Below are 23,562 nucleotides of genomic sequence, written 5' to 3'. Positions count from 1 at the left end.
TCTATTTATTGAATTCGTTAATTTTTTTCTTGAGGAACCGGATGCCCCGCCTGAGTAAAGAACCTTTCCGATGTGCATAGAAATATTTGATAGCATCATAGGCCTGCTTATTCTCCGCTATTTCTGTTGGAAAAAAAACTACAGGATGATCAGCCAATGTAACCTGATAGGTTGATTCTGCAGCCGTATGGGTGCCTGAACCATCATTGCCGATATTCTGTGTCATCGAATTCCTCGGATACAAAACTAGTCCATTTTTTTTGAATACCGAAGCGTACCAACGGATTGCCCAGGAATTGATCTTTCCACTGCGAAGTTCCTGTACCTGCTTCCAAAAGTTCTCTTTTCCTTCAATACTGAATTGGTGAATCTGTTCCTCCGAAAAATCAGAAACAAGCTCATCTATGTCTGGGTTAAAATGTTGCCACGCACGATCCCATGTTGCCCAGCCCCAGCTATTGGCTACCCGAAAGAAAAATGTTTCAGGAAGCTGATTCAGATTTTGTACCGGGTAACCGTAGCCACTGATCTGCATGACCTGTTCATCTTCCCGATAACGGTCTAGCGCCTTGTTAAAATAATCAAGCGCAAATGAAGATGTTTCAAGATCGTCTTCTAAAACGATAATCTGCCCATGTTCCCGCACGACTTTGGTGACACCATCAATCACATTCGCAGCCAGTCCCCAATTTTTGTCCCTTTCGACAATTTTAATCTGTTTAAAACGCCAGGGTTTTTTAATAATCCTACGGACCTCATCCACAGCCTCAATCGCGCGCTCATCTTTGGCCGCATCCGAATAGATATAGAGGATCGTCTGATCCGCATACTGGTTTTTCTCAAGTGCTGTGAGTGTCTTCAGCGTATGTGCAGGACGATTATACACAAAGAGTAAAACTGGAGCAAGACTGTTCATCTATCGAAAAATTTTGTTAAATGCTTTTTTATTAGCCTGACGGGTATCACGGACTGCTCCGGTCGTACCCAATAGTCTAAGAGCAATATTGAAATAACTTCTTGTTTCAAAAATACGACCTTTACCTAAAGAAGACAGCATTTTCTTTACGCTCGCTAATATAGCCATCGAAAAAGCTTTTGTGAACGTATAATTGATATTGCAATATTCTGTCAGATGATAGACGAATTCGCTCTTTAGAAAAGCTTTGCGATCTACTTGGCGCTGCTGTCTGTCGTGATAAGCCTTGGCATCTTCGGCCAACACAAAGTTCAATCCATAATAATGGATGCGGTTGGCATAATCTTTATCTTCTCCATAATGGAAGAAAATTGGAGAAAACCCCCCTACTTTTTTGATGACAGCTTTTGGTATCAACCAAAAAGCAGCGTTGACGAATGAACAGGTTCGATAGGAGTTTTCAAGCTGTGTATGCTTCGTATAGACTGAGAATCCATGGTCGAGTTTTTCCTCCGTACCATCATAGTGGATGGGGGAAATAATTCCGATGTTTGTGGTGTTTACCTTGATCAGGTTGGCGATGCAGTTCCGATCTGTCCAGGCGTCCTGATTGACCAAAAAGGCGTAATCATAATCTTCTTCCAGGGCGATGGCCAACCCCATGTTGTTGGCCTTTCCAAAACCGAGGTTTTCGGGGCTTTCTATTAGTCTGACTGTAGGATAAGTTTCTTTGATGATATGAGTAGTATGATCCCTTGAGTTATTATCTATAACAAGGATATCCGTTTGATGGCTTGATGCTAACAAGCTGGGTAAGCACTTGTGAATCCAGGGTTCAAAATTATAAGAAACGATTATGGTGAGAATCCTGGCCATCTATTTTTTTCGTATAACTGTGATGAAATAGCTGAATAATTCAAGCAAAATACTCGGCTTAAAGATTCTATTGACGATGATATATGCACATACGGCGACAGCAATAGTACTTGCAAACCGAAGGTACAGGTTGGCAATAGATGCAGTGACGTAATGTGCAGCCAAACAGCTGATAGCGGCTAGTACAGCATACGAAAAAACATCCTGAATCAGATAGCCTAATGAATAGGTCATATAGGGTTTAGCCGAAGCGTACCAGACAAATATCCAAAGCGCGTTTAATCCGGAGGTCAATGCGATGAGCGTTTCGATACCTAGTGATTTTCCAAAGACTAAAATTGCAATTTGAAGTAAACCAAAAGCAACGATATTGCGCATATAGACCTGGGATTTCCCTTTGCTGATAATCAGGCTAGAGAAGACATTGCTTACTGAGTCAAAAGCCGCACCGATACAGAAAATCTGAAGAAATATCGCGCTCTGTAGCCATTTGTCCGTGATCGTTATTACAATAAAATCTTGTGCAACCGTGGTTAAGCCAAAGAGCATTGGGAAAGCTAGGAAAGCTGTAAAGGAGATGAGTTTGCGAAATACCCTTACCTGTCGATCTTTTTCATGTTCGATTTCCCGCAGAATCGGCTGTGTGACATTATTGACCATATTGGTCAAAATAGACTGAGCCATTTGACTCCATTTATTAGGATTTATCGTATAGCCGAGCTCTTTTTCGGTATAATGCGTTCCAAGAACAGCGGCATAGACATTTTTATTGATATAGATGAATATATTGGTAACCAATATTTTGCTGCTAAAGCCGAAAATATCGCGTATCGGTTGGAAATCAAAGGTAAAGTTAGGCCTGAATTTGGAGAAATACCAAAAGCCAAGCATATTGAAACCACTGTAGGAGACAATCTGAACGGCAAAAGCCCAATAAGCATAGTCCTGATAGGCTAAGTAGACTCCAATACTGTTGGATGCGATAAGGGCCAGCGTCCCTGTAATTACTCTCTCTTTGATTTTTAAATTTCGGAAGAGATATGCATTGTGGGCTACCCCAAAACTGCCTAGCCAAAAAGAAAGAAAGGTGAAGCGGCTCAGATCAACCAGTATCGGTTGATCGTAATGTAAAGCAATCAGGGGAGCCGCAAAGAATAATACAATATAAATTAATGTGCCTATTCCAACACTTGTCCAGAATACGGCATTATAATCTTTATGCTGCACTTCTTTCTTGTTGACGATACCATATATAAATCCACTTTCTTGGAAAGCAGACGCCAGTACAGAAAAAATTGTAATCAAACCGATTAAGCCATAATCCTCTGGTTCCAGTTTACGGTTTAGCAGGATGCCGAAACCGAATCCCAAAAACTGCTGGATAATACTGGCCATGCCACCCCACAGCAGTCCTTTTGTTGTTTTTGATTTTAAAGAGTCATTTTCCGTTTGCGATGACATGCTAAATTAAATGAGCGGCAATATTAAAGTATTGCAATTGTATTCGCAAATTCTTTTAAGGAAACATCGGTCGGATTGATATCGGTAATCAGATAAGAAATATCACGTAAGGGTACTACTTTCATTTTTTGAACGGAATTAAGTTTCTCCGCAATACTGAGTATAGCAACCTTTTTGGAGCATTTGATCATTGCGCGTTTGATTTGCACCACCTCCCAGTCCGAGTCAGTAACACCGTCTTCTACAGAAAGTGAATTGGTTCCTAATAGACAGAGGTCTACCTTTAAATCTGCTAATTCATTGGCTACCTGTGCGCCAGACACAATATTTGTATTACGTGAAAGCTTTCCGCCGACCAAGATCACCTCGAGATTAGGTTTCTCCGCGAGCTCCAATGCGACTAGTGGACTGATGGTAAAAAAGGTACATTGAAGATGATCCGGAATTGTCCGCGCCAGCTCGATCAGGGTCGTTCCCCCGCCAACAAGTACTGTCATACCATTGGAGATCAGAGTGCTTGCCTTTTTTGCAATCTCTTTCTTCGCTTCTTTTGCGTAGACATTTCCATCCTGAAAAGGAAATTGAAAGGACTTGGAGAGTGCTCCACCATAGACTTTTAAAACTTTGCCGTTTTCTGCGAGCTCGTTCAGGTCACGTCGGATGGTATCTTCGGATACATTGAGTTGAACACTTAAATCTGAAGATAAAACTTTGTTATGTAGATTGATCTGATGTATAATAAATGCTTGTCTTTCTTCCTTTAACATTGGTCTTTGGTTTTAATCGGAATTTCTAAACTAATTGAAAAAAATCAGTTTAAATGTAGTGAAAATTATTCTTCCTTTTTATCAATTTTTGTTAATCCCGCTTTGAAGCGAGGTTTAAATCCTGTCGGCTTGTTTGCCGCTGCCTGCTCCTGCGTAGTATCGTTGTTCTGTTGCAGTTCATCGGTCGGTTTGTCCATGTTGCTTTCCGTCGGTGTTGCCTGTAGAGTAGGGGCAGCGGTCTGCTGTATGTTCAGGTCTTCTGTTGGTGGAACCACTTCCGGTGTCGAGTCGGTATTTGCTGTTTTGGTTATCCCTGCTTTAAATCTTGGCTTAAAGCCGGTGGGCTTCGAAATTTCGCTTGCCAAACTGTTCGGGGCCTCCGTGGGTGAGGATGTATCCGCTGTCGCAGCGCTATTTGCAGATACTGGAGTTGTCGTCGCGTCCTCTACTGAAGGGGTTGCGGATTGAACAGATTCAGCCGCCTGTATGTTATCAGTACTTTCTGTTTTCGTTATCCCTGCTTTAAAGCGAGGTGTAAACCCTTTTGGTTTCGCTATTGTTGGCTCCTGCTCGCTAGTTTCCTGTTGTTGCTTGTCAACGGTGTTCGCAACTGGCGTCGCCTTTTTTTGCGTGGAATCCGCACTTTCTGTTTTCGTCACACCGGGCTTAAACCTCGGCTTGAAACCTGCGGGTTTGTTTGCTGCGGTTGTTATGTGGTCATCAGTATTGTCTGTTTGTCCTTCAATAGCTGTTGTCACCGTATTACTCGCCGCAGCATCCGACGGTATTGGTTGGCCAGATTCAGCTGTCGGTTGCGTGTCCGTGCCTTCAGCTGAAGTAACCGTAGCAGCATCCGCACTTTCTGTTTTCGTTACGCCCGCTTTGAAGCGTGGTTTGAACCCCGTTGGCTTGGCGGTTTCAGCTGCTTCAGGAGCCTTCGTCTCTGAAGCTGTTACTGGATTTTCTCCCAAAGGTGCTGCCTGTTCAGATGCAGCGGCTTTTGTCACGCCTGGCTTGAACCGTGGTTTGAATCCCGTAGGCTTCGGCGTTTCTGGAACCGATTCCCCTGACGAATCTGTAGGGGTAGGTGTTTCAGTTGTATTCGCTGTATTTTTAGTGATGCCCGGTTTAAAGCGGGGCTTAAACCCAGCTGGCTTCGGTGTTTCTGCTACTGTACTATCAGTCGCTTCTGAACGTGTTGTGGATGGATCTGTTTTCGGATTCTCTTTCTGATCAGCAGGCTCAGCTGGGGTAGCTGCTTTAAACCGGGGTTTGAAACCTGCAGGTTTTGCGGCAATGGTGTCCTTTGCAGCCGGCGCAGTTTCCACATGATCTGTCTGGACAGGTTTTTTGATAAGCACGGCTTCTTCTTCTGCCAGATGGAAGCTCTTCCGAAGTTTGTTGAACCAAAACTTCTTACTATGATCAAAGCTTTTCTCTCCCATAGCAGAATAGTGTGCTTTGAACTCTTCAAATAAGGGTTCATCTGCAGCTTTTAAAGCTTTTAAATCAATTTTCTTTTTCGTGAAAAATTCTTCAAAAGTCATCCTGTTATGAGTTTGATATAGTCTATTACAAATGTAGTAATTTTTCTGACGGCGCTGAGAGGCCTTTTATAAAAAAAGAGCGACAAGCGCTCTTTTTAAATATTTTTTGAGATAAATGGCTTAAGCCATATTATGGTATACCGCCTGTACATCATCATCCTCTTCGATTTTATCAATCATCTTCAATACATCAGCAGCTTGTTCTTCTGTAATGTCAGAATGCGATAACGCGATACGTTCTAATTTTGCCGAGGTTACTTCGATACCTTTCTCTTCCAGCAATTTTTGCATATTACCGAAATCCTCAAAAGAAGTCTGCACTACGGCAACATCATTACCTTCTTCATCAGCTTCAACGTATAATTCTTCCAAACCGCCATCGATAAGCTCTAATTCCAATTCTTCAAGATCTAATTCTTCTGTAGCCGCAAAACGGAAAATGGATTTGCGATTGAAAATAAAATCCAAGGATCCCGTTTTTCCCAATGAACCACCAGCTTTTGTAAAATAGCTGCGGATATTTCCGACAGTACGGTTGGTATTGTCAGTTGCTGTTTCGATCAAAACCGGAACACCATGTGGGCCATAACCCTCATATACATATTCTTCATAACCTTTTGAATCTTTCTCCGAAGCACGTTTTATAGCCGCTTCGATACGATCTTTAGGCATGTTTACAGCCTTAGCATTATGTATTGCCGTGCGAAGTCTCGAGTTGGTTTCAGGGTGAGGGCCGCTTTCTTTAACCGCCATAGCGATCTCTTTACCTAAACGTGTAAATTGTACGGCCATTTTAGCCCAGCGTTTGAATTTCCGCTCTTTTCTGAATTCGAAAGCTCTTCCCATTGTTATATTTTGTTTTTAAGATTCTCAATCATATCGACTGTCATCTTCTGGATGTCAAATGCTGGCTTCCAGTTCCAGTCTTTGCTTGCGTATGAATCATCCAGACTTGCAGGCCATGAATCGGCAATCTGCTGTCTTGGGTCATTCGCTACGTAAGAGATTGCAAAATTAGGAAGAATTTTTTTAATTTCTTGTGCGAGTTCTTTCGGAGTAAACGTAATACCGCCAAGGTTATAGCTGTGGCGGATACTCAAGCTCTCCCGCGGGGCATCCATCAGTTCAAGTGTACCGCGGATGGCATCTTCCATGTATAACATGGGTAATGCTGTATTTTCAGATAGAAAACATTCGTAAGTGCCTGTTTTCAGGGCCTCATAGAAGATATCAACAGCATAATCTGTTGTTCCGCCTCCCGGTTCGGTCTTCCAGGAAATAATCCCCGGATATCTTACGCTACGGATATCCAATCCGCGGTGCTCCTGATACCATTCGATAAGACGTTCGCCCGCAAGCTTACTGATGCCGTAGATTGTATTGGGATCCATGACGCAATATTGCGCTGTGTTCTCCTTTGGTGAATGGGGACCAAAGACAGCGATCGAACTTGGCCAGAATATTCTTGAAACTTTATACGTAACTGCAAGGTCAAGCACGTTGAGCAACCCATTCATATTAAGCTCCCAAGCTTTTTCAGGATATTTTTCGCCTGTTGCAGAAAGCATCGCTGCCAATAAATATACTTGAGTAGGTTTATATTTTTGAAATAATGACTCAAGACCATTTTTGTCAAGTACATTTGCAATTTCAAAATTTTCGTCGGGGCTTTTTGTTTGTGGTTCTCTGATGTCTGTGGTGACAATATTTTCTGCACCAAATTTTTTACGCAGAGCGATTGCCAATTCAGTACCGATTTGGCCGTTTGCACCAATGATAATAATGCTTTCTTTCATGATGCAAATATAAAGGCTTTTCAGTATCTAGCAACTGTCTGGTGTCAAGGATAGTCCGCTAAAAATGTTAATTTATAGACTCTTGGCGCAGTTTTTATGAGATTTTAAACCGTTTCAATCGTTTGTTCTTTTTTTTTGAACGAGCAGCGAAAATTTTTATTTTTTTTGAATTGTCGCTACTTCAATTTTTTGTGACATATAGCGTCAACATAACGTAGCCGTTTATGTTGTTGAGAATAACAAAATGGAACTGTTGTGACTTTTTTAGCAGAACGAGGGATATTTTATTATTTTAATAGCGTAATTACGGAATATTTTTTAAATTTGAAGAATTCATTCTTCAAGAATCAACTAAAAACAAATCAAATAACAAATTTTATATACAATTTAAACACAGACAAAAATGAAAGTGGCAGTAGTCGGCGCAACAGGCCTTGTAGGTACTGAGATGCTAACCGTGTTGGCGGCGCGAAATTTCCCAGTAACAGAATTGATTCCGGTAGCTTCAGAGCGCAGCAAGGGTAAGGAAATTGAATTCAAGGGAAAGAAGTATAAGGTGGTTACACCATCTGAGGCTATTGCTTTGAAACCTGATGTTGCATTGTTCTCCGCGGGAGGCGATACGTCCAAAGAATTTGCACCGAAATTTGCAGAAGCCGGAATTACAGTCATTGACAATTCTTCCGCTTGGCGTATGGATCCGACGAAGAAATTGGTCGTTCCGGAAGTAAATGGCGATGTATTATCGGCTGATGATAAAATCATTGCAAACCCGAATTGTTCAACTATCCAGATGGTAGTGGCCTTAAAACCATTACATGATAAATATAAAATTAAACGTGTTGTTGTTTCAACCTATCAGTCTGTAACAGGTACTGGAGTAAAAGCCGTTAATCAGTTGATGGACGAGCGTGCCGGTAAAGAAGGCGAGAAAGCTTATCCTTATCAGATTGATTTGAATGTCATTCCGCATATCGACGTGTTCCAGGAGAACGGTTACACAAAAGAAGAGATGAAAATGATTTTGGAAACCAACAAAATCATGCGCGACGATTCGATCAAAGTAACGGCGACAACTGTACGTATCCCAGTGATGGGCGGGCACTCCGAGTCATTGAACATCGAATTTGAAAATGACTTTGATTTAAATGATGTGCGTGCTGCATTGGCTGCTCAAAGTGGTTGTATCGTTGTTGATGATCCTGCTAATCTTCAATATCCGATGCCAAAAGATGCACATGGTAGAGATGAGGTTTTTGTGGGACGTATCCGTCGTGATGAATCGCAACCGAATACGTTAAATATGTGGGTAGTAGCAGACAACCTGCGTAAAGGTGCAGCGACGAATGCTGTTCAAGTTGCTGAACTATTGGCAGAAAAAGGATTGATCTAACTCAAGTAGATTCCATCATATTGAGCCCCCATGAAGCAGTTCATGGGGGCTTTTTAATAACGCATGATGGTTGATTGATATCCAGTCATGCACGTTGAGGATGTCAAGTAAATCTGAAACTACGGTGTCAAGGTTTTTGGTAAAATAGAAAAATCAATTTTATCATTTAGCGGGAAATAGTTTTCTTTTTGTTGTTCCTCCAGACGATCAGGAAATAATATTCCGAAGAGATGATCCGTTTCATGCTGGAAGATTACTGCGGTAAAGCCCTCAATATTCTCTTCAATCACTTTTCCTTCCTTGTTGATGTACTGTAGACGGATTGCATAGCTCCGCAACACATCTTCTTTGCGGTTGGGGATGGAGAGACAGCCCTCGGCACCCTTTCTTTTTAGCTTCGAACGCCATAGAATTTTGGGGTTTACATAAAACTCGAAAGGTTGTTCCGGCTTGTCAAACCGCTGCACCCAGATGAGATTTTTGTTGATGCCAATTTGGGGAGCAGCTATTCCCACGCCTGGGTGATTTGGATCCCGAACGGTCGCAAACATTCGCTTTGAAAGCGTTTCTACCAGCGGGTCGTTGTATTTAACATCATTGCTTGTTGCTTTCAATACCTTTAAATCTTTTTCATCGGTAGTTTGCAATACACGAAGAAGCGTATTTTCATCCCCTGACAAAATAATCTTCTTATCAGCTTCTGTAAATTCCTGTCCACCATTTAGGTTAACGGGACGCTCATTCTTCGCTTTATGAAAGGCTTTTTCTCCTGCCATAATTTTTGTTTCTAAATTGTTTTCTACTGGGGGAACCGGACAACGATAACCGTTGCTGTAGGCACAATAAGGATTGTAAGCCTTATTAAAATCTATTTCAATGATACTGCCCTTGATGTCATCCGTGGATAAGTCGATATATCGTCCACCACTATAGCTCTCCTGGCCATTTGTCTGATCTAAAAATGGTAAAAATAAATGTTTTTTGTAGACAGGATTTTGAAATAAGGCCACACTCTGGTAAATATTCAATGTTCTTTCAGCCCCATTCAATTGAAATGTCACTGTCCCATAACGTTTGTACTCGTTGCTGGTGCCGTCATAGGTCGGCATACGAAATACAGGTTCATCAAATAGGACCTCTATATTGGCTTTGATTTTATAGTTTGCGCTTACAGGGAAGTAATCCAAAGAAGCCACTTGTTCTGCCTTCAACGGACCAAATTGTTCTTTGGCCAATTCCAAAGCTTTTTCCTTGCGCTGGGCCAAAATTTGTTGCTCATAATTGCTCTGCGCATGGCCATATAGGCAAAATGCAACAAAAAGGCTGGCAATAACTGTTTTTCTCATGTGCGTTTTTAATAGTCTATCAAAGGTATAGCTTTTTTAATCTCAATACTCATATCTAAATTGTACTTTTGTAAAAAAAGATGGTTCCATGAGGTTAATGGCATTTGATTACGGTACAAAACGAATTGGGGTTGCGGTAACCGATCCGATGCAAATTATTGCTACGGCACTGACAACAGTACATCCGCAGGATATTTGGACTTTTCTAACGGATTACCTCCAAACGGAACAGATCGAAACATTTGTTGTCGGCAAGCCCAGACAAATGGATGGATCGGACTCCGAATCAGCTTCGCACGTTGTCGGGTTTATGCGTAAATTGAAAAAGATATATCCGGCGATCCCGGTTGTCGAAATTGATGAACGCTTCACCTCAAAAATGGCTTCCGCAGCCATTGCTCAAAGTGGCAAGAAGAAAAAGGACCGTCAACAGAAAGGCCTGATCGACACGGTGTCAGCGACGATTATTTTACAAAGCTACATGGATAGCCGCAGTTTTTAAATGAGAATTCATGGCATGATCTCTTTCCCGATAAATAACAGCTTTGCGGGTGGGGAAATATCGATTTGAAGATCATAAGATCCATCTAACTGATGGGATGAAAACTGGGCTCCGTGTGCTCACTTAATACTTAATTACAGATGAAAAGCATATTATTTTTTACAGAGGACATAGATTATAAACTAAAAGAAAAAGGTAAGATTCGCCAATGGATCGCTGATGCGATTAAAGGCGAAGGGTTTAAGTGTGTTGGCGAATTGAGCTTTATCCTTTGCTCGGATGCATACCTGTTGGAGATCAATAAAGAATACCTGAATCACGATACCTATACGGATATTGTGACTTTTGATTCATCAGAAGACGAGGATACCATTGCTGGTGATATTTTTATCAGTGTGGAACGTATTCAGGAGAATGCACAAAAATTTAACGTTGCCGAGCGCGATGAGTTACATCGTGTCATTATTCACGGTGTTATGCATCTTTGTGGATATCCGGACAAAAAGCCTGCGGATAAAACCAAGATGACGGCGAAAGAAGATGAATATCTAGGAAAACGAAATTTCTAGTTTTTTATCGTAACTTTTTCTTCTTAGCACCTCGGAGCCGCATTCAGGTATGTAATTCTTCCTGGTGGTGCTTATCCTTTTTGACATTTACTCGTTTATTTTCTTCATGCAGGTGATCTGTCATTTGCTGTCACAGATCTCTCTGGATAAACCGCGCTGAAAATATGGCTGATACGAGGTTATCCAGTTTGTTTTTCCATCAAAAAAAACTTGACTTTTCGATTATATTTAGCTAGTTTCGACACAAATTTTCTACACCTTTTATTAAGTGTCTAATATGAACGAGTTAGAGGAATATTTCCGGAATAATAATGATAAGCTGATCAACAAATGGATGCATTATTTCGATGTATACGATCGTCATTTCCGCCGATTCAAAGGTAAGGAGATTGTCGTGCTGGAAATAGGAGTCTTTCAGGGCGGGAGCCTTCAGATGTGGAAGAAATATTTTGGCGACAAAGCAAAAATCTACGGGGTAGATATCAACCCCAACTGCAAAGCACTGGAAGAGGAGAACGTCGAGATATTTATCGGATCTCAGTCAGACCGTAAATTCCTGCGCAAAGTGAAAGAGTCAATCCCTCCAATAGATATTCTGATAGATGATGGTGGGCATACCATGCTGCAACAGATTATTACATTTGAAGAACTATTTGGGCATGTAAAAGAGGATGGTGTCTATCTATGTGAAGACCTGCATACTTCTTACCAAGTTTTTTATGGTGGTGGACATAAGCGAAATGGCACATTTATCGAATACAGTAAGAACTTTATTGATTACATCAATGCCTATCATTCAGAACAACGGGGGCTAAAGGTCAATGAGTTTACACGTTCGGTCAACTCTTTGCATTATTACGATAGCATTTTGGTTGTTGAGAAACGTAAAATGCAGCCGCCTACTCATATGAGAACGGGTAACGCTACAGTACAAGATTTTGACGCTCCACCAACGGGTTTAAGTGGTTTAAAATGGAAGATTAAGAAACCGGCGCTAACAGCGATCAATAAATTCCTCCGCTTTTTTAGGATTGGTGGATTTATGTGGAGATAAGAAAACGATGATCCATAAAAAAAGCGTTGTACAACAGTACAACGCTTTTTTTATAGCTTTGTCAATGACTAAAATCTTTCAAATTGAGAGAAAAAGAAGTTACCTTCGATAGCCGCATTCTCATCAGAATCAGATCCGTGGATAGCGTTGGCATCGATAGATTTAGCATATTTATTGCGGATTGTACCTTCAGCTGCATCAGCAGGATTCGTAGCACCGATTAATGTACGGAAATCTTCAACTGCGTTGTCTTTTTCTAAGATTGCAGCAACGATAGGACCTGAAGTCATAAATTCTACCAATTCACCGTAGAAAGGACGTTCTTTGTGCACAGCGTAAAATGCACCAGCAGTTTCTTTTGATAACTGAATGTATTTCATTGCAATGATTTTGAAACCACCAGCAATAATATCGTTTAAGATTGCACCGATGTGACCGTTCGCTACTGCGTCAGGTTTAATCATCGTAAAAGTTCTGTTAGTTGCCATTATTTTATTTTTTTGCAAACTTAGATAAATTGCTTTTTATATGCAATATAATTAGGCTTATATAAAAACAATTTATTCGCCATGGTGTGTTAATTTAACGTGCTCAGTCTCGTGAAACAAGTTGCCGTTTAGTAGTGCTGAAACCAAAAGTTTGGCTTTCACTCTGTCACTGGCAATCTTTTTATCGTACAAAATGTAATAAAATCATAGGTAACTGACAATAAACGGAAATAAAAAATCAGCTGTTAACAAATCCATTCCATAAATATATTCAATATGAATATGTAACTTTGTAATGTTATGGCATTAAATCTAACAGTAGACATCGATAAGGATTCCGGCTTTTGCTTTGGAGTAGTATACGCTATAGATATGGCAGAGGAGATTTTGGAAGAGGATGGTTACCTCTATTGTCTTGGTGATATCGTACACAATGACGAAGAAGTAGCCCGGTTGAAAGCCAAAGGATTGCGTATTATTGATCATGCTGCGTTGCCTACACTACAAAACGAGAAGGTGCTGATCCGTGCACATGGCGAAGCTCCGGAGACTTATCGTACCGCTCTGGAAAACAACATCACTTTAATTGATGCCTCTTGTCCGGTCGTGCTCAAATTGCAGAATCGGATCAAAACCTCTTTTGACCAGGAGGAAAAGATCTTAATCTTTGGAAAGCATGGGCATGCAGAGGTCATTGGCCTACAGGGACAAACAAATAACGAAGCACTCGTGTTTCAAGATATTAGCGAATTGGATGACGCGGATTTACCAAGTTCATTTACCCTCTATAGTCAGACAACAAAAAGTGTGGATAAATTCTACGCCATCAAAGAGGAGTTGATCAGAAGGGGGTATGAAGTCAAGGCAAATGATACCATCTGTAGGCAAGTTTCTAACCGATATGAAGATCTTGGCGCATTTGCAAAGCAATATGACAAAGTTGTTTTTGTGTCCGGGAAAAAATCTTCCAATGGAAAAGTTTTGTTTGAAGTCTGCCAAAAAGCTAATCCCGAAAGCTATTTTATTTCTGATCCCGCCGAACTGGAAGCCTCCATTTTTGCCGTGGGCGACCGCGTTGGTATATGTGGAGCAACCTCGACACCAATGTGGTTAATGAAAGATGTAAAAGCCGCTCTAGAAGCACTCTAGCCTAATTTACCCGTCATAGATATTTCATATTATCGCGAGTGAATCCGCAGTACGTGCTTTTTTGTTTATTTTTGTAGGCTATGAGCAATAAAGCCAAAAAAGGTATTCTTTTAGTACAATTAGGTACACCCGATAGTCCAACTACTCCAGATGTAAAAAAATATTTGACCGAATTCTTAATGGATCCACGTGTCATAGATATTCCTTATTTCCAACGGACTTTATTGGTGAAAGGAATAATTGCTCGTACCCGTGCACCAAAATCAGCAAAGATTTACGAAACAATCTGGGATAAGAAAACCGGATCACCCTTAATGCATTATAGTATATTGCAACGGGACCTATTGCAGGAGTCTTTGGGCGACGAGTACCATGTGGAACTGGCCATGCGATACCAAAATCCGTCCATAGAAGCTGCGCTGAGCAAGATGGAAGGCATGCTGCTCGAGTCTATCCGTGTCATTCCGTTATTCCCTCAGTATGCTTCTGCAACTTCTGGCTCGGTCATCGACCGTGTGATGGAGCTGATCCGCAAATGGAACTATCTGCCTGAAATTAGTTTTGTGAGCAATTTCTGTACGGATGAATTGATGGCTGAGACCTTTGCAGACCATGCCCGAAAATACGATCTTGCACATTTTGACCATTTTGTTTTTAGCTACCATGGCCTTCCCGTCAGACAGCTCGGCAAAGTGGATCCTACAGGCCAGCTAAAATGTCCTGAGTCAGGTTGTGATTCCTGTAAAACAAATGTCAATGCCTATTGTTATGTTTCTCAGTGTTATGCAACTACCCGGACCATTGTTGAAAAATTGGGCTTGCAGAAAGAGCAATATTCACTGTGCTTCCAGTCCCGGTTGGGCAAAGAACCATGGATTCAACCCTATACTTCTGATTTGTTGCATGACCTTGCCACTAAAGGGTATAAAAAATTATTGGTCTTCAGTCCGGCATTTGTGGCCGACTGTATAGAGACGATCGATGAAATTGGCGTGGAATATGCTAATGAATTCAAGAATTTAGGGGGAGAGGAAGTCTGTCTGGTTGAAAGTCTCAATGACGATCCCAAATGGATCAAATCTCTAAAGCAATTGGCGCTCAATGCCAAAAATTAAAACGAATTGATGATGTTGTTAATAAATGCATGTGTTTTACTCATTTTAGATTTTTATATCTTTTTCGCCCTTCGCGCTACGAAGATTAAATTTCCCAAAACAAAAATATTCGCCGTGTTATGGTGGTCGTATACCGCCCTCCTGCTATTAGGTGTTTTTATATCAGCCAAATATAGCATTCCGCTGATTGTAAGGTCTGTTATTTTGGTTGGATTCTTTTTGACAGCAACTTCAAAATTATTCTTCTTTTTGATCCTCTTGATCGATGACATCCGTCGCGGCGGTGTGTGGGTCAAACGCTTGTTCAGTAAGAAAGAGTCTGTTGAGGATCTTGTCGAAGATGCTGGCGATCCTTTACCTGAAAATCCGGTGAAAGGAATCAGCCGATCGGATTTTTTGACCAAAGCCGGTATATTAATAGGCGCCTCGCCGCTTATTCCGCTGAGCTGGGGAATTGTTTCCGGTGCATATGATTACCGCGTCAGACGGGTACCGTTATACTTACCTCATCTGCCTAAAGCGTTTCACGGCATGACCATCGCACAGATATCGGATGTACACTCGGGATCTTTCTATAACAAGACTGCTGTGACCGGCGGGATAGATATGTTGCTTAAGGAAAAACCCGATGTTACATTTTTCACAGGTGATATCGTAAATGCACAGGCATCTGAGATGCGCGAATACCAAGATATTTTTGCAAGAGTGAAGTCGGATCTGGGGGTATTTTCCACCTTGGGTAACCATGATTATGGAGATTACTACTACGGAAAAGAAGATTCCCCTGCAAAACGAAAAAATCTAAAAGATGTGATCGATGTGCATAAAGTCATGGGCTGGGACCTGTTGATGGATGAGCATCGTAAGATCAAGGTGGATGGCGAAGAGCTCTGCATTGTTGGGGTTCAGAACTGGGGAACTGGTCGTTTCCCAAAACATGGGGATATCAAAAAAGCATTGATCGGAACCGAGGAACAGGCTGTTAAACTGCTCTTGTCCCATGATCCTTCGCACTGGCGTGCACAAGTATTAGATACCGATGTGGATGTGATGTTTGCGGGGCATACACATGGCATGCAGTTTGGTGTTCGTTCTGAAATGCTGCAATGGAGCCCGGTGCAATATATCTATAAGGAATGGGCCGGATTGTACCGTGCGCAGGAAAACAAGCGCTTATACGTCAATGTTGGATATGGATTCTTGGGTTATCCCGGCCGTGTCGGTATTCTGCCCGAAATTACAGTCTTTGAATTGATTAAAGGTCAAGATCCGAAGTTTAAGGCTTAGAAGATTTGGTATGGCGGCTTTGGTCCTTCCAGCCCTCGGCTTAATTAACCCTGCTTTGACTGAATCGAACAAGGGTATGGGTGACTTCGATCCATTTTTACAATGCTTTAAAGGACTCATCTTTCGATAATTTTACTTTTTAATTTTAACTTTTTACTTAAAAAGGCTAATATTGTGTATTCTGTACACCAGTTATACATGACATGCAATCAACTTTAAACTTTGGGGACTCTCCCCACACACGCGTTAATATTCTTACCGGGGAAAAAGTACTTGTGTCTCCACATCGCAGTAAGCGACCTTGGCAGGGCCAAGTTGAAGATTTACCAGGTGATAATCGACCTGCTTATGATCCCCAATGCTATTTGTGCCCAACCAATAAACGGGCAGATGGGGATATCAATCCCGATTATAAAGAAAGCTTCGTTTTCGTCAACGACTTCTCGGCCTTATTGAAAGATACCAGCCAACAGGAGTTTAATGAGGACGAATTATTTATTGCGGAGACTGAAAAAGGAATCTGTAAAGTTATTGCATTCACCCCACGTCACGATCTGACGTTGCCTGAAATGGAACAGTCCGCTATTAAAGCTGTTGTTGATCTCTGGCAGAAAGAATTTGTGGAACTTTCTAAGGTGGAATGGATCCGTTATATTCAGATTTTTGAAAATAAAGGCGCTATCATGGGCTGTAGCAACCCACATCCGCATGGACAGATCTGGTCTCAAAATCATTTGCCGGTAGAAATTCAAAAAGAATGTGTCCAGCAAAAAAAATATTTCGACAAATACCAGCGTACCCTGCTATCCGATTATATCAAAGCAGAATTAAGAAAAAAAGAACGCATTATTGATGAGAACGATTCTTTTGTCTCTTTGGTGCCTTTTTGGGCCGCTTGGCCTTATGAAGCCATGATTGTCAGCAAGAGAGCTGTGCAGAATATTGCTGGATTTGACGAAAAGGAAAAGGAAGATCTTGCCGCGATACTTAAATTATTGACTACACGTTACGATAACCTTTTCAAAACATCTTTTCCTTATTCTGCGGGTATGCACCAAGCGCCCGTCAATGATGGAGATCATCCAGAATGGCATTGGCATATGCATTTCTATCCACCATTGTTGCGTTCGGCAACAGTCAAAAAATTTATGGTCGGATACGAGATGCTCGCTAATCCTCAAAGGGATATTACACCTGAAGTCGCCGCTGAACAACTGCGGAATTGTGCTACTATACATTATAAATCTAAGTAAGAATGATCGCAAAAGAAACTATAGTAAATAAATTTAAAAGCTTATATCAGGAAGATCCTATTGTGGTTTCCTCCCCAGGCCGGATCAATATTATCGGTGAACATACGGATTACAATGATGGATTTGTCCTGCCTGCAGCTATTGACAAGGCAATCTATGTTGCTGTGAGCAAGCGTGCGGACGATAATATCGTATTGTATGCCGAAGACTACGGAGAAAGCCATGAAGTCAAATTAACGGATATCGCGATTTCAGAAAAACATTGGCCAAATTATATCCTTGGTGTAGTGGACCAATACCAGAAAAGAGGCGCTGTATTGGGCGGATTTAATCTTTATATTGATGGTGATGTGCCATTGGGTGCCGGATTATCCTCTTCGGCAGCGGTGGAATGTGCGGTTACCTTAGCGCTTAGTGAGCTGTTCGGTTTGGATGTCAAGCAGATTGATATTCCGCAGATCGCACAAAAGGCTGAGCATACCTATGCCGGCGTGATGTGTGGTATCATGGATCAGTTTGCTTCTGCTTTTGGTAAAGAAAAAAATGTAATTAAGCTGGATTGTCGCTCCCTAGGATTTGAATACGTGCCGCTTGATCTCAAAGGTTATGAAGTCGTTCTTTTGAATACCAATGTGAAACACTCTTTGGCTTCTACAGCGTACAATAAACGCCGTGAGCAATGTGAACAGGCATCGGCATGGGTACGGGAGAAATATCCGGAGGTTAAAAATCTGCGAGACGTTACAGTGGACATGCTGGATGAACTGGTAAAAGATAAAGATGCAGATATCTACGCCAAGGCAAGTTTTGTTGTCCGTGAGAACGAAAGGGTAGAGAACTCTTGTGAAGCATTACGTTCAGGAGATATTGCTCAGCTAGGACAGTATATCTTCCAGAGCCATGAGGGCTTGAGTAAAGTATATGAGGTCAGTTGTCCCGAACTGGATTATCTGGTTGATTATGTAAGGCAATTTCCCGAAGTGATCGGCGCCCGGATGATGGGCGGTGGTTTTGGTGGCTGTACGATCAATATTGTTAAAGAGGGTGCGCTTGCATCAATTTTACCAAGATTGGAGAAAGAATATCAACAAAAATTTGATAAGGAACTTTCAGTCATTCAAGTAAAGATTGCGAATGGTACGCGTGTACTCTAGATAAGAATCGCATAAAACAAAAGAGAGCGTGGGTAGTCTGATAACTATTCACGCTCTTTTGTTTTATCCACTAACAGAAAGTAGATCGCTAAATTTTTAACCAAGTTTCCTTAAGGCTTGATCTAGATCGTCCACCAAGTCTGTGGCATGCTCAATACCAACAGAGATCCGCAACATACCCATTGTGATTCCCGAGATTTCTTTTTGCGCTTTGGTATGGTGCCCGCCCCACATGCTTGCCGGATGTACGATCAGTGATTCGACACCACCCAGACTGGCAGCATTGATAAAGATGTTTAGGTTGTTAATTAAAGATTGTGCATTTTTAAAGGCCTGCTCTTCGTCCTGTCCATCAACCTCAAGGCAGATCATTCCGGAGAAGCCTTTCATTTGACGGGTCGCCAGTTCGTGCTGGGGATGGCTGGGAAGCCCTGGATAACTTACGCTCTTGATCTTCGGATGCTGATCCAAAAACTCAGCCAGTTGCAGGGCATTCGTATTGATCTGCTTGACACGCAAGCTCAGTGTTTTCAGCCCGCGGAGCAGCAGCCAGGAATCCATCGGTGCCAGCGATGCGCCCAGCGCCACGGATCGTTTCCAGACTTTTGCGATATAATCTTTACTTCCACAGACAATTCCGGCCGTTAGATCGCTATGGCCGCCCAGATATTTTGTGGCACTATGCACAATGACATCAATTCCAAAATCCCGCGGTGTCTGATTGACCGGTGAAGCGAAGGTATTGTCAACCATACTCAAAATACCTCGTTGTCGGGCCAGCTCGCCGACCGCTTTAAGATCCGTAATATTTAAATTGGGATTGGAAGGAGTTTCGATATAGATCAGTTTGGTATTCGCCTGAATAGCCCGGGCAAAGGCTGCGGTATCCGTTTGATCAACCGCGGTGACTGTAATGCCATAGTCGGCCAGAAATTCCTTAAAGAAAATGGCCGTACCGGAGTAGTGGGCAAGCTGTGCAACGATATGATCGCCAGATTTGACAATAGCCAATATAGCGGCGCTGATGGCGGCCATACCTGTCGCAAAGACAAGTGCATCTTCTGTTTTCTCCAGTTTGGCGACTACCGCCGCAACCTGGCTATTGGTTGGATTGCCATGACGGTGGTAAAAGTAAGGGTGTTTGGCTTCTGTCGCCGCTTTGATGTATTCTGCAGGATCACTGTCCGCAATATAGGTTGAAGTCTGGAAGATCGGAGCCGTTACTGCGGCAGTTGAATTGAAGTGTTGTCCTTCATGGACGAGAATCGTTTCGGTATTGGATGCCATGCTAATTTTTATTGATCACTGTTCATTTTTTGTGGGTACCAATAAAAACCTTCAATATCCTTTCACTGCATCCGGTGCAGATCACTATAGGAAGGTTTTCTTGTAAACCAAATATAAATAAAATCTACGTAATAAGTAGATTTTATTTATAAGGGACAGTGTGGCATACTTAAGATAACATCTGTTTGAGCAGGTTCAGCGCATAACTAATTGTGTTTACATTGCTCAATGCGAGACGGAGTTGCCCTTTAACCTCTTTGAGATTGCTGATCTCAGGATGGGACTGTACAAAAGACAGCACCCGGCCGAATTGATCCGATTCAAAATAGCTTGATTTTGGATTATTCACAAAATAACCTTTAAGGGTATGCTTTTTATAAGATATCTTTTCGAACCCAATTGTTTTTCCAAACCATTGCAGGCGTAAAGTATTGAATAGTTCGAATACTTCGTGCGGGATAGGGCCAAAGCGGTCTTCGAGTTCTTTTTCAAATGCTGCCAGCTGCTGTTCATTGTCAAGTTTGGAAAGTTCCGTATACAGATTATAGCGTTCGGTAATGTTCGTTACGTACTCATCGGGGATTAATACTTCAAGATCTGTGTCTATTTGTGTGAAATTGACATATTTGCGCTCTTGCTCATCCGCAAATACCTCCGAGAATTCATCATCTTTGAGCTCCTGAATGGCTTCGTCCAAGATTTTGTGGTACATCTCAAACCCGATTTCAGCGATAAAGCCCGATTGCTCACCACCCAATAAATTTCCTGAACCCCGGATATCCAGATCCCGCATAGCAACATTAAAACCCGAACCTAATTCCGAAAATTCCTCGATGGCCGAAAGGCGTTTATAGGCCTCAGGGGTCAATGTCGATAACGGTGGACTCAATAGGTAACAGAATGCTTTTTTATTCGAACGCCCTACACGACCCCGCATCTGATGCAGGTCACTGAGGCCAAACATATGGGCGTGATTGATGATAATCGTATTGGCATTCGGTATATCCAGACCAGCTTCGATAATTGTCGTTGCAATCAGCACGTCAAAGTCGTGGTTGATAAATTTGAGCATCACATCTTCCAATTCATCTCCTTCCAGTTGACCATGAGCAACACCAACACGTGCTCCGGGAACGAGCTTGCGAATTAAATTGCCTAGCTGGGGAAGATCTGCGACACGGTTATGGATAAAGAAAACCTGTCCGCTCCGGTCCAGCTCGTAGCTGACTGCTTCGCCGATCAATGCCTCATTAAAGACATGCAGCTCGGTCTGTACCGGTTGACGATTGGGGGGCGGTGTTGAGATAATGCTTAGATCGCGCGCTCCCATCAAAGAGAAATGTAAGGTCCTTGGGATCGGAGTCGCTGTTAAGGTCAGCGAATCCACATTGGCGCGCATTGCTTTTAGTTTTTCTTTGGCGGCGACACCAAATTTCTGCTCCTCATCAATAATCATCAGACCAAGGTCTTTGAATTTGACATCCTTGCTCACCAGGCGATGCGTACCGATGATAATATCTATTTTTCCTTCGGCAAGTCGGGCCAAGGTATCTTTGATCTGTTTGGTCGTTTTAAAACGGTTGATGTAGTCAATGTTGCATGGAAGTCCTTTTAGGCGTTCAGTAAATGTACGATGATGTTGTAATGCCAAGATGGTTGTCGGAACCAAAACAGCCACCTGTTTGCTATCTGCTACGGCTTTGAATGCCGCACGGATGGCGACTTCTGTCTTTCCAAAGCCGACGTCACCACAGATCAACCGGTCCATTGGATGTGGCGATTCCATATCTTTTTTTACATCTGCTGTAGCCTTTTCCTGATCTGGGGTATCTTCATAGATAAACGAGGCCTCCAGTTCATTCTGCAAATAGCTATCCGGCGAGAAGGCATTACCATGCTGAGCCTTACGTTTGGCATAAAGCATAATCAGGTCGCGGGCAATATCCTTGACCTTCTTTTTGGTCGTTTTCTTTAATTTATCCCAGGCATCTGTACCAAGTTTATTCATCTTCGGCACCGTACCCTCCTTACCGGAATATTTTGAAATCCGGTTCAACGAGTTGATATTGACATAGAGCAGGTCATTGTCGGCATAGATCAGCCGGATCATTTCCTGAGATTTACCGTTGACATCGACCTTTTCCAGACCGCCATATCGGCCCACACCATGATCAATATGGGTGATAAAATCCCCGGGTTTGAGATCACGTAAATCTTTCAGTGTAATCGCCTGCGAACGTTCGTAAGCTTTTTTCCGTTTGTATTTGTAGTACCTGTCAAATATCTGATGATCCGTATAACAGGCTAATTTCAGGCTGTCATCCCTGAAGCCTTCGCGCAATGCTTTGTGTATAGGGATAAAAGTGGCCGCTTTGTCAAGATCCTCCAGTATCGTATAGATCCGTTCAACCTGTTTCGTTGAATCCGAAAAGATCAAATTCTGGATTCGATGGCTTTCATTTTCCTTAAAATTATGGATCAGCAGATTAAAGTCCTTATTAAAAGAAGGCTGTGGATGAATGTCAAACTTGAGCGCGACCTCCCCTTTATAGAAAAACTGTTTTCCAAATTCTATGATCGGGAAATCAAAAAATAAGGCGTTGAGGTTTTTCTCGTCGGTAAATTCGTACTCGGGATTATGCCATTCAGGATTATCTCTTTTCTGTTTGTCGGTCAAGCTCAGCCACAGTTGTTTTGCTTTTTTTAATCCATCTCTGACAACATCTAGGGTGAACTGGGCGTCTTTAATCCAGATGGAAGCCCCCTGATCGATATATTCCAGTAAAGAAATATGCTGCGAGGTCAGAAATTTGGCCTGAACATTCGGAACGATGGTAACCTTATGGATTTTATTGACCGAAAGCTGAGATTCAATGTCAAATGTCCGAATGCTTTCGATATCATCCCCAAAGAATTCGATGCGGTAGGGAAGGTCGTTCGAGAAAGAAAAAATATCTACGATACCACCTCGTATGGCAAATTGCCCCGGTTCATAGACAAAATCTACACGTTCGAAATCGTACTCGATCAAAAACTCGTTGATAAAATCGATACTTAGCGCTGTGTTTTCTGTAATCTCTAGGGTGTTTTTCTCCAGATCGGTACGATTGATTACCTTCTCAGCAATCGCTTCGGGGTAGGTAACCACCATCTTTGGCAATTCCGACGTATGATTGAGCGAACTTAATGTTTCTGCACGCTGTAATACATTTGCCGAGTCCGTCTGTGTGAAATCAAAAGCTTTTCGGTAAGAAGATGGGAAAAAAAGTACCTGCTTGTCCAGAAGGCTTTCCAGATCACTTAAAAAATAGGAGGCATCTTCGTGCGTCGGTAAAATAAAGACCATCGGACGCTCCTGCAATTTGTAGGAGGAAACGGCAATAAATGCATCCGAAGAACCGATAAGACCTTTCAGCTGAATCTTTGGATTTTTGGACTGCATAGCCTTTGTAAGCGACTGGACTGATTCGCTTTGACTGTATTTTTCTAGTATTTCTTGAATTCCCACGAGCAAAAATTTCGAATAATTGCGAATTTAATTAAATCCTCTTAAGTATGTGGTATGTTGTGCTAAATTTTTTGGTAAAACTTGTCCGGAAGTG

20 protein-coding genes are annotated in these 23,562 nt (G+C 42.1%); 9 read left to right on the top strand and 11 right to left on the bottom strand.

The genetic code is table 11. From position 1 onward, the window contains the following. Nucleotide 1: 1 nt before the first annotated feature. From G6053_RS29025 to G6053_RS28995, 7 genes are all read right to left on the bottom strand, one after another. On the bottom strand, nt 2-916 hold the full coding sequence (locus G6053_RS29025) for a glycosyltransferase (RefSeq protein WP_165309348.1): 915 nt from the start codon (nt 914-916) through the stop codon (nt 2-4). After that, the gene (locus G6053_RS29020) at nt 917-1,792 is read right to left on the bottom strand and encodes a glycosyltransferase family 2 protein (RefSeq protein WP_165309347.1); all 876 of its coding nucleotides are present in this window, start codon (nt 1,790-1,792) and stop codon (nt 917-919) included. It abuts the gene before it with no gap. After that, nucleotides 1,793-3,253 (bottom strand): lipopolysaccharide biosynthesis protein, encoded by a 1,461-nt coding sequence (locus G6053_RS29015; protein WP_165309346.1) that lies wholly within the window; start codon nt 3,251-3,253, stop codon nt 1,793-1,795. Between the two features lie 23 nt (nt 3,254-3,276). Beyond that, on the bottom strand, nt 3,277-4,020 hold the full coding sequence (locus G6053_RS29010) for a DeoR/GlpR family DNA-binding transcription regulator (protein WP_108634674.1): 744 nt from the start codon (nt 4,018-4,020) through the stop codon (nt 3,277-3,279). 65 nt (nt 4,021-4,085) lie between these two features. Next, nucleotides 4,086-5,567 carry a hypothetical protein gene (locus tag G6053_RS29005; protein WP_165309345.1) on the bottom strand — a complete coding sequence of 494 codons (1,482 nt, stop codon included), beginning with the start codon at nt 5,565-5,567 and terminating at the stop codon, nt 4,086-4,088. Between the two features lie 120 nt (nt 5,568-5,687). After that, nucleotides 5,688-6,413 carry a YebC/PmpR family DNA-binding transcriptional regulator gene (locus tag G6053_RS29000; RefSeq protein ID WP_104383596.1) on the bottom strand — a complete coding sequence of 242 codons (726 nt, stop codon included), beginning with the start codon at nt 6,411-6,413 and terminating at the stop codon, nt 5,688-5,690. Between the two features lie 2 nt (nt 6,414-6,415). After that, complete coding sequence (locus G6053_RS28995) at nt 6,416-7,363, bottom strand: NAD-dependent epimerase/dehydratase family protein (protein WP_108634676.1); 948 nt, start codon at nt 7,361-7,363, stop codon at nt 6,416-6,418. Between the two features lie 403 nt (nt 7,364-7,766). Between G6053_RS28995 and G6053_RS28990 the strand changes: the two genes are divergently transcribed. Beyond that, nucleotides 7,767-8,756, top strand: a complete 990-nt coding sequence (locus G6053_RS28990) for an aspartate-semialdehyde dehydrogenase (protein WP_108634677.1) — start codon at nt 7,767-7,769, stop codon at nt 8,754-8,756. A 119-nt stretch (nt 8,757-8,875) separates the two neighbouring features. Here G6053_RS28990 and def read toward each other — a convergent pair whose 3' ends face one another. Continuing rightward, nucleotides 8,876-10,102, bottom strand: coding sequence for a peptide deformylase (gene def / locus G6053_RS28985; RefSeq protein ID WP_165309344.1), 1,227 nt, complete (start codon nt 10,100-10,102; stop codon nt 8,876-8,878). An 88-nt stretch (nt 10,103-10,190) separates the two neighbouring features. Between def and ruvX the strand changes: the two genes are divergently transcribed. The 3 genes from ruvX (at nt 10,191) to G6053_RS28970 (ending at nt 12,227) form a co-directional block, all read left to right on the top strand. Then, on the top strand, nt 10,191-10,604 hold the full coding sequence (gene ruvX / locus G6053_RS28980; protein WP_108634679.1) for a Holliday junction resolvase RuvX: 414 nt from the start codon (nt 10,191-10,193) through the stop codon (nt 10,602-10,604). Between the two features lie 140 nt (nt 10,605-10,744). Next, nucleotides 10,745-11,173 carry an rRNA maturation RNase YbeY gene (gene ybeY, locus G6053_RS28975; protein WP_165309343.1) on the top strand — a complete coding sequence of 143 codons (429 nt, stop codon included), beginning with the start codon at nt 10,745-10,747 and terminating at the stop codon, nt 11,171-11,173. A gap of 277 nt (nt 11,174-11,450) precedes the next feature. Then, the gene (locus G6053_RS28970) at nt 11,451-12,227 is read left to right on the top strand and encodes a class I SAM-dependent methyltransferase (RefSeq protein ID WP_108634681.1); all 777 of its coding nucleotides are present in this window, start codon (nt 11,451-11,453) and stop codon (nt 12,225-12,227) included. 68 nt (nt 12,228-12,295) lie between these two features. Here the strand turns inward: G6053_RS28970 and G6053_RS28965 are convergent, their stop codons facing one another. After that, nucleotides 12,296-12,715 carry a nucleoside-diphosphate kinase gene (locus G6053_RS28965; protein ID WP_077437233.1) on the bottom strand — a complete coding sequence of 140 codons (420 nt, stop codon included), beginning with the start codon at nt 12,713-12,715 and terminating at the stop codon, nt 12,296-12,298. 300 nt (nt 12,716-13,015) lie between these two features. Here G6053_RS28965 and G6053_RS28960 point away from each other — a divergent pair, with 300 nt between their 5' ends. The 5 genes from G6053_RS28960 (at nt 13,016) to galK (ending at nt 18,673) form a co-directional block, all read left to right on the top strand. Next, complete coding sequence (locus tag G6053_RS28960; protein WP_165309342.1) at nt 13,016-13,864, top strand: 4-hydroxy-3-methylbut-2-enyl diphosphate reductase; 849 nt, start codon at nt 13,016-13,018, stop codon at nt 13,862-13,864. Nucleotides 13,865-13,944: 80 nt separating this feature from the next. Then, complete coding sequence (hemH, locus tag G6053_RS28955; protein WP_165309341.1) at nt 13,945-14,979, top strand: ferrochelatase; 1,035 nt, start codon at nt 13,945-13,947, stop codon at nt 14,977-14,979. Nucleotides 14,980-14,991: 12 nt separating this feature from the next. Beyond that, the gene (locus tag G6053_RS28950) at nt 14,992-16,266 is read left to right on the top strand and encodes a metallophosphoesterase (RefSeq protein WP_108634684.1); all 1,275 of its coding nucleotides are present in this window, start codon (nt 14,992-14,994) and stop codon (nt 16,264-16,266) included. A gap of 203 nt (nt 16,267-16,469) precedes the next feature. After that, nucleotides 16,470-17,519: a UDP-glucose--hexose-1-phosphate uridylyltransferase gene (locus G6053_RS28945; protein WP_165309340.1), complete on the top strand. Its 1,050-nt coding sequence runs from the start codon at nt 16,470-16,472 to the stop codon at nt 17,517-17,519. A gap of 2 nt (nt 17,520-17,521) precedes the next feature. Continuing rightward, the gene (gene galK / locus G6053_RS28940; protein WP_165309339.1) at nt 17,522-18,673 is read left to right on the top strand and encodes a galactokinase; all 1,152 of its coding nucleotides are present in this window, start codon (nt 17,522-17,524) and stop codon (nt 18,671-18,673) included. Nucleotides 18,674-18,769: 96 nt separating this feature from the next. On the opposite strand, the gene G6053_RS28935 is transcribed toward galK, so the two are convergent. Next, nucleotides 18,770-19,960 carry an aminotransferase class I/II-fold pyridoxal phosphate-dependent enzyme gene (locus tag G6053_RS28935; RefSeq protein WP_165309338.1) on the bottom strand — a complete coding sequence of 397 codons (1,191 nt, stop codon included), beginning with the start codon at nt 19,958-19,960 and terminating at the stop codon, nt 18,770-18,772. A gap of 169 nt (nt 19,961-20,129) precedes the next feature. Next, complete coding sequence (gene mfd / locus G6053_RS28930; protein WP_165309337.1) at nt 20,130-23,468, bottom strand: transcription-repair coupling factor; 3,339 nt, start codon at nt 23,466-23,468, stop codon at nt 20,130-20,132. Nucleotides 23,469-23,562: the final 94 nt, after the last annotated feature.

Source organism: Sphingobacterium sp. DR205, assembly GCF_011064245.1.
Classification (GTDB): domain Bacteria; phylum Bacteroidota; class Bacteroidia; order Sphingobacteriales; family Sphingobacteriaceae; genus Sphingobacterium; species Sphingobacterium athyrii.
Note: the sequence above shows the minus strand (reverse complement) of the source record. Positions and strands in the feature narration are given on the sequence as shown.

Excerpts from the sequence above, each read along its gene's own strand:
- G6053_RS28945 (WP_165309340.1), top strand. The coding sequence starts at position 16,470 with ATGCAATCAACTTTAAACTTTGGGGACTCTCCCCACACACGCGTTAAT.
- G6053_RS29005 (WP_165309345.1), bottom strand. The coding sequence starts at position 5,567 with ATGACTTTTGAAGAATTTTTCACGAAAAAGAAAATTGATTTAAAAGCT.
- galK (WP_165309339.1), top strand. The coding sequence starts at position 17,522 with ATGATCGCAAAAGAAACTATAGTAAATAAATTTAAAAGCTTATATCAG.
- ruvX (WP_108634679.1), top strand. The coding sequence starts at position 10,191 with ATGAGGTTAATGGCATTTGATTACGGTACAAAACGAATTGGGGTTGCG.
- G6053_RS29025 (WP_165309348.1), bottom strand. The coding sequence starts at position 916 with ATGAACAGTCTTGCTCCAGTTTTACTCTTTGTGTATAATCGTCCTGCA.
- G6053_RS28950 (WP_108634684.1), top strand. The coding sequence starts at position 14,992 with ATGTTGTTAATAAATGCATGTGTTTTACTCATTTTAGATTTTTATATC.
- G6053_RS28935 (WP_165309338.1), bottom strand. The coding sequence starts at position 19,960 with ATGGCATCCAATACCGAAACGATTCTCGTCCATGAAGGACAACACTTC.
- def (WP_165309344.1), bottom strand. The coding sequence starts at position 10,102 with ATGAGAAAAACAGTTATTGCCAGCCTTTTTGTTGCATTTTGCCTATAT.
- hemH (WP_165309341.1), top strand. The coding sequence starts at position 13,945 with ATGAGCAATAAAGCCAAAAAAGGTATTCTTTTAGTACAATTAGGTACA.
- G6053_RS29010 (WP_108634674.1), bottom strand. The coding sequence starts at position 4,020 with ATGTTAAAGGAAGAAAGACAAGCATTTATTATACATCAGATCAATCTA.
- G6053_RS28965 (WP_077437233.1), bottom strand. The coding sequence starts at position 12,715 with ATGGCAACTAACAGAACTTTTACGATGATTAAACCTGACGCAGTAGCG.
- G6053_RS29020 (WP_165309347.1), bottom strand. The coding sequence starts at position 1,792 with ATGGCCAGGATTCTCACCATAATCGTTTCTTATAATTTTGAACCCTGG.
- ybeY (WP_165309343.1), top strand. The coding sequence starts at position 10,745 with ATGAAAAGCATATTATTTTTTACAGAGGACATAGATTATAAACTAAAA.
- G6053_RS28990 (WP_108634677.1), top strand. The coding sequence starts at position 7,767 with ATGAAAGTGGCAGTAGTCGGCGCAACAGGCCTTGTAGGTACTGAGATG.
- G6053_RS28970 (WP_108634681.1), top strand. The coding sequence starts at position 11,451 with ATGAACGAGTTAGAGGAATATTTCCGGAATAATAATGATAAGCTGATC.
- G6053_RS29015 (WP_165309346.1), bottom strand. The coding sequence starts at position 3,253 with ATGTCATCGCAAACGGAAAATGACTCTTTAAAATCAAAAACAACAAAA.
- G6053_RS29000 (WP_104383596.1), bottom strand. The coding sequence starts at position 6,413 with ATGGGAAGAGCTTTCGAATTCAGAAAAGAGCGGAAATTCAAACGCTGG.
- G6053_RS28960 (WP_165309342.1), top strand. The coding sequence starts at position 13,016 with ATGGCATTAAATCTAACAGTAGACATCGATAAGGATTCCGGCTTTTGC.
- G6053_RS28995 (WP_108634676.1), bottom strand. The coding sequence starts at position 7,363 with ATGAAAGAAAGCATTATTATCATTGGTGCAAACGGCCAAATCGGTACT.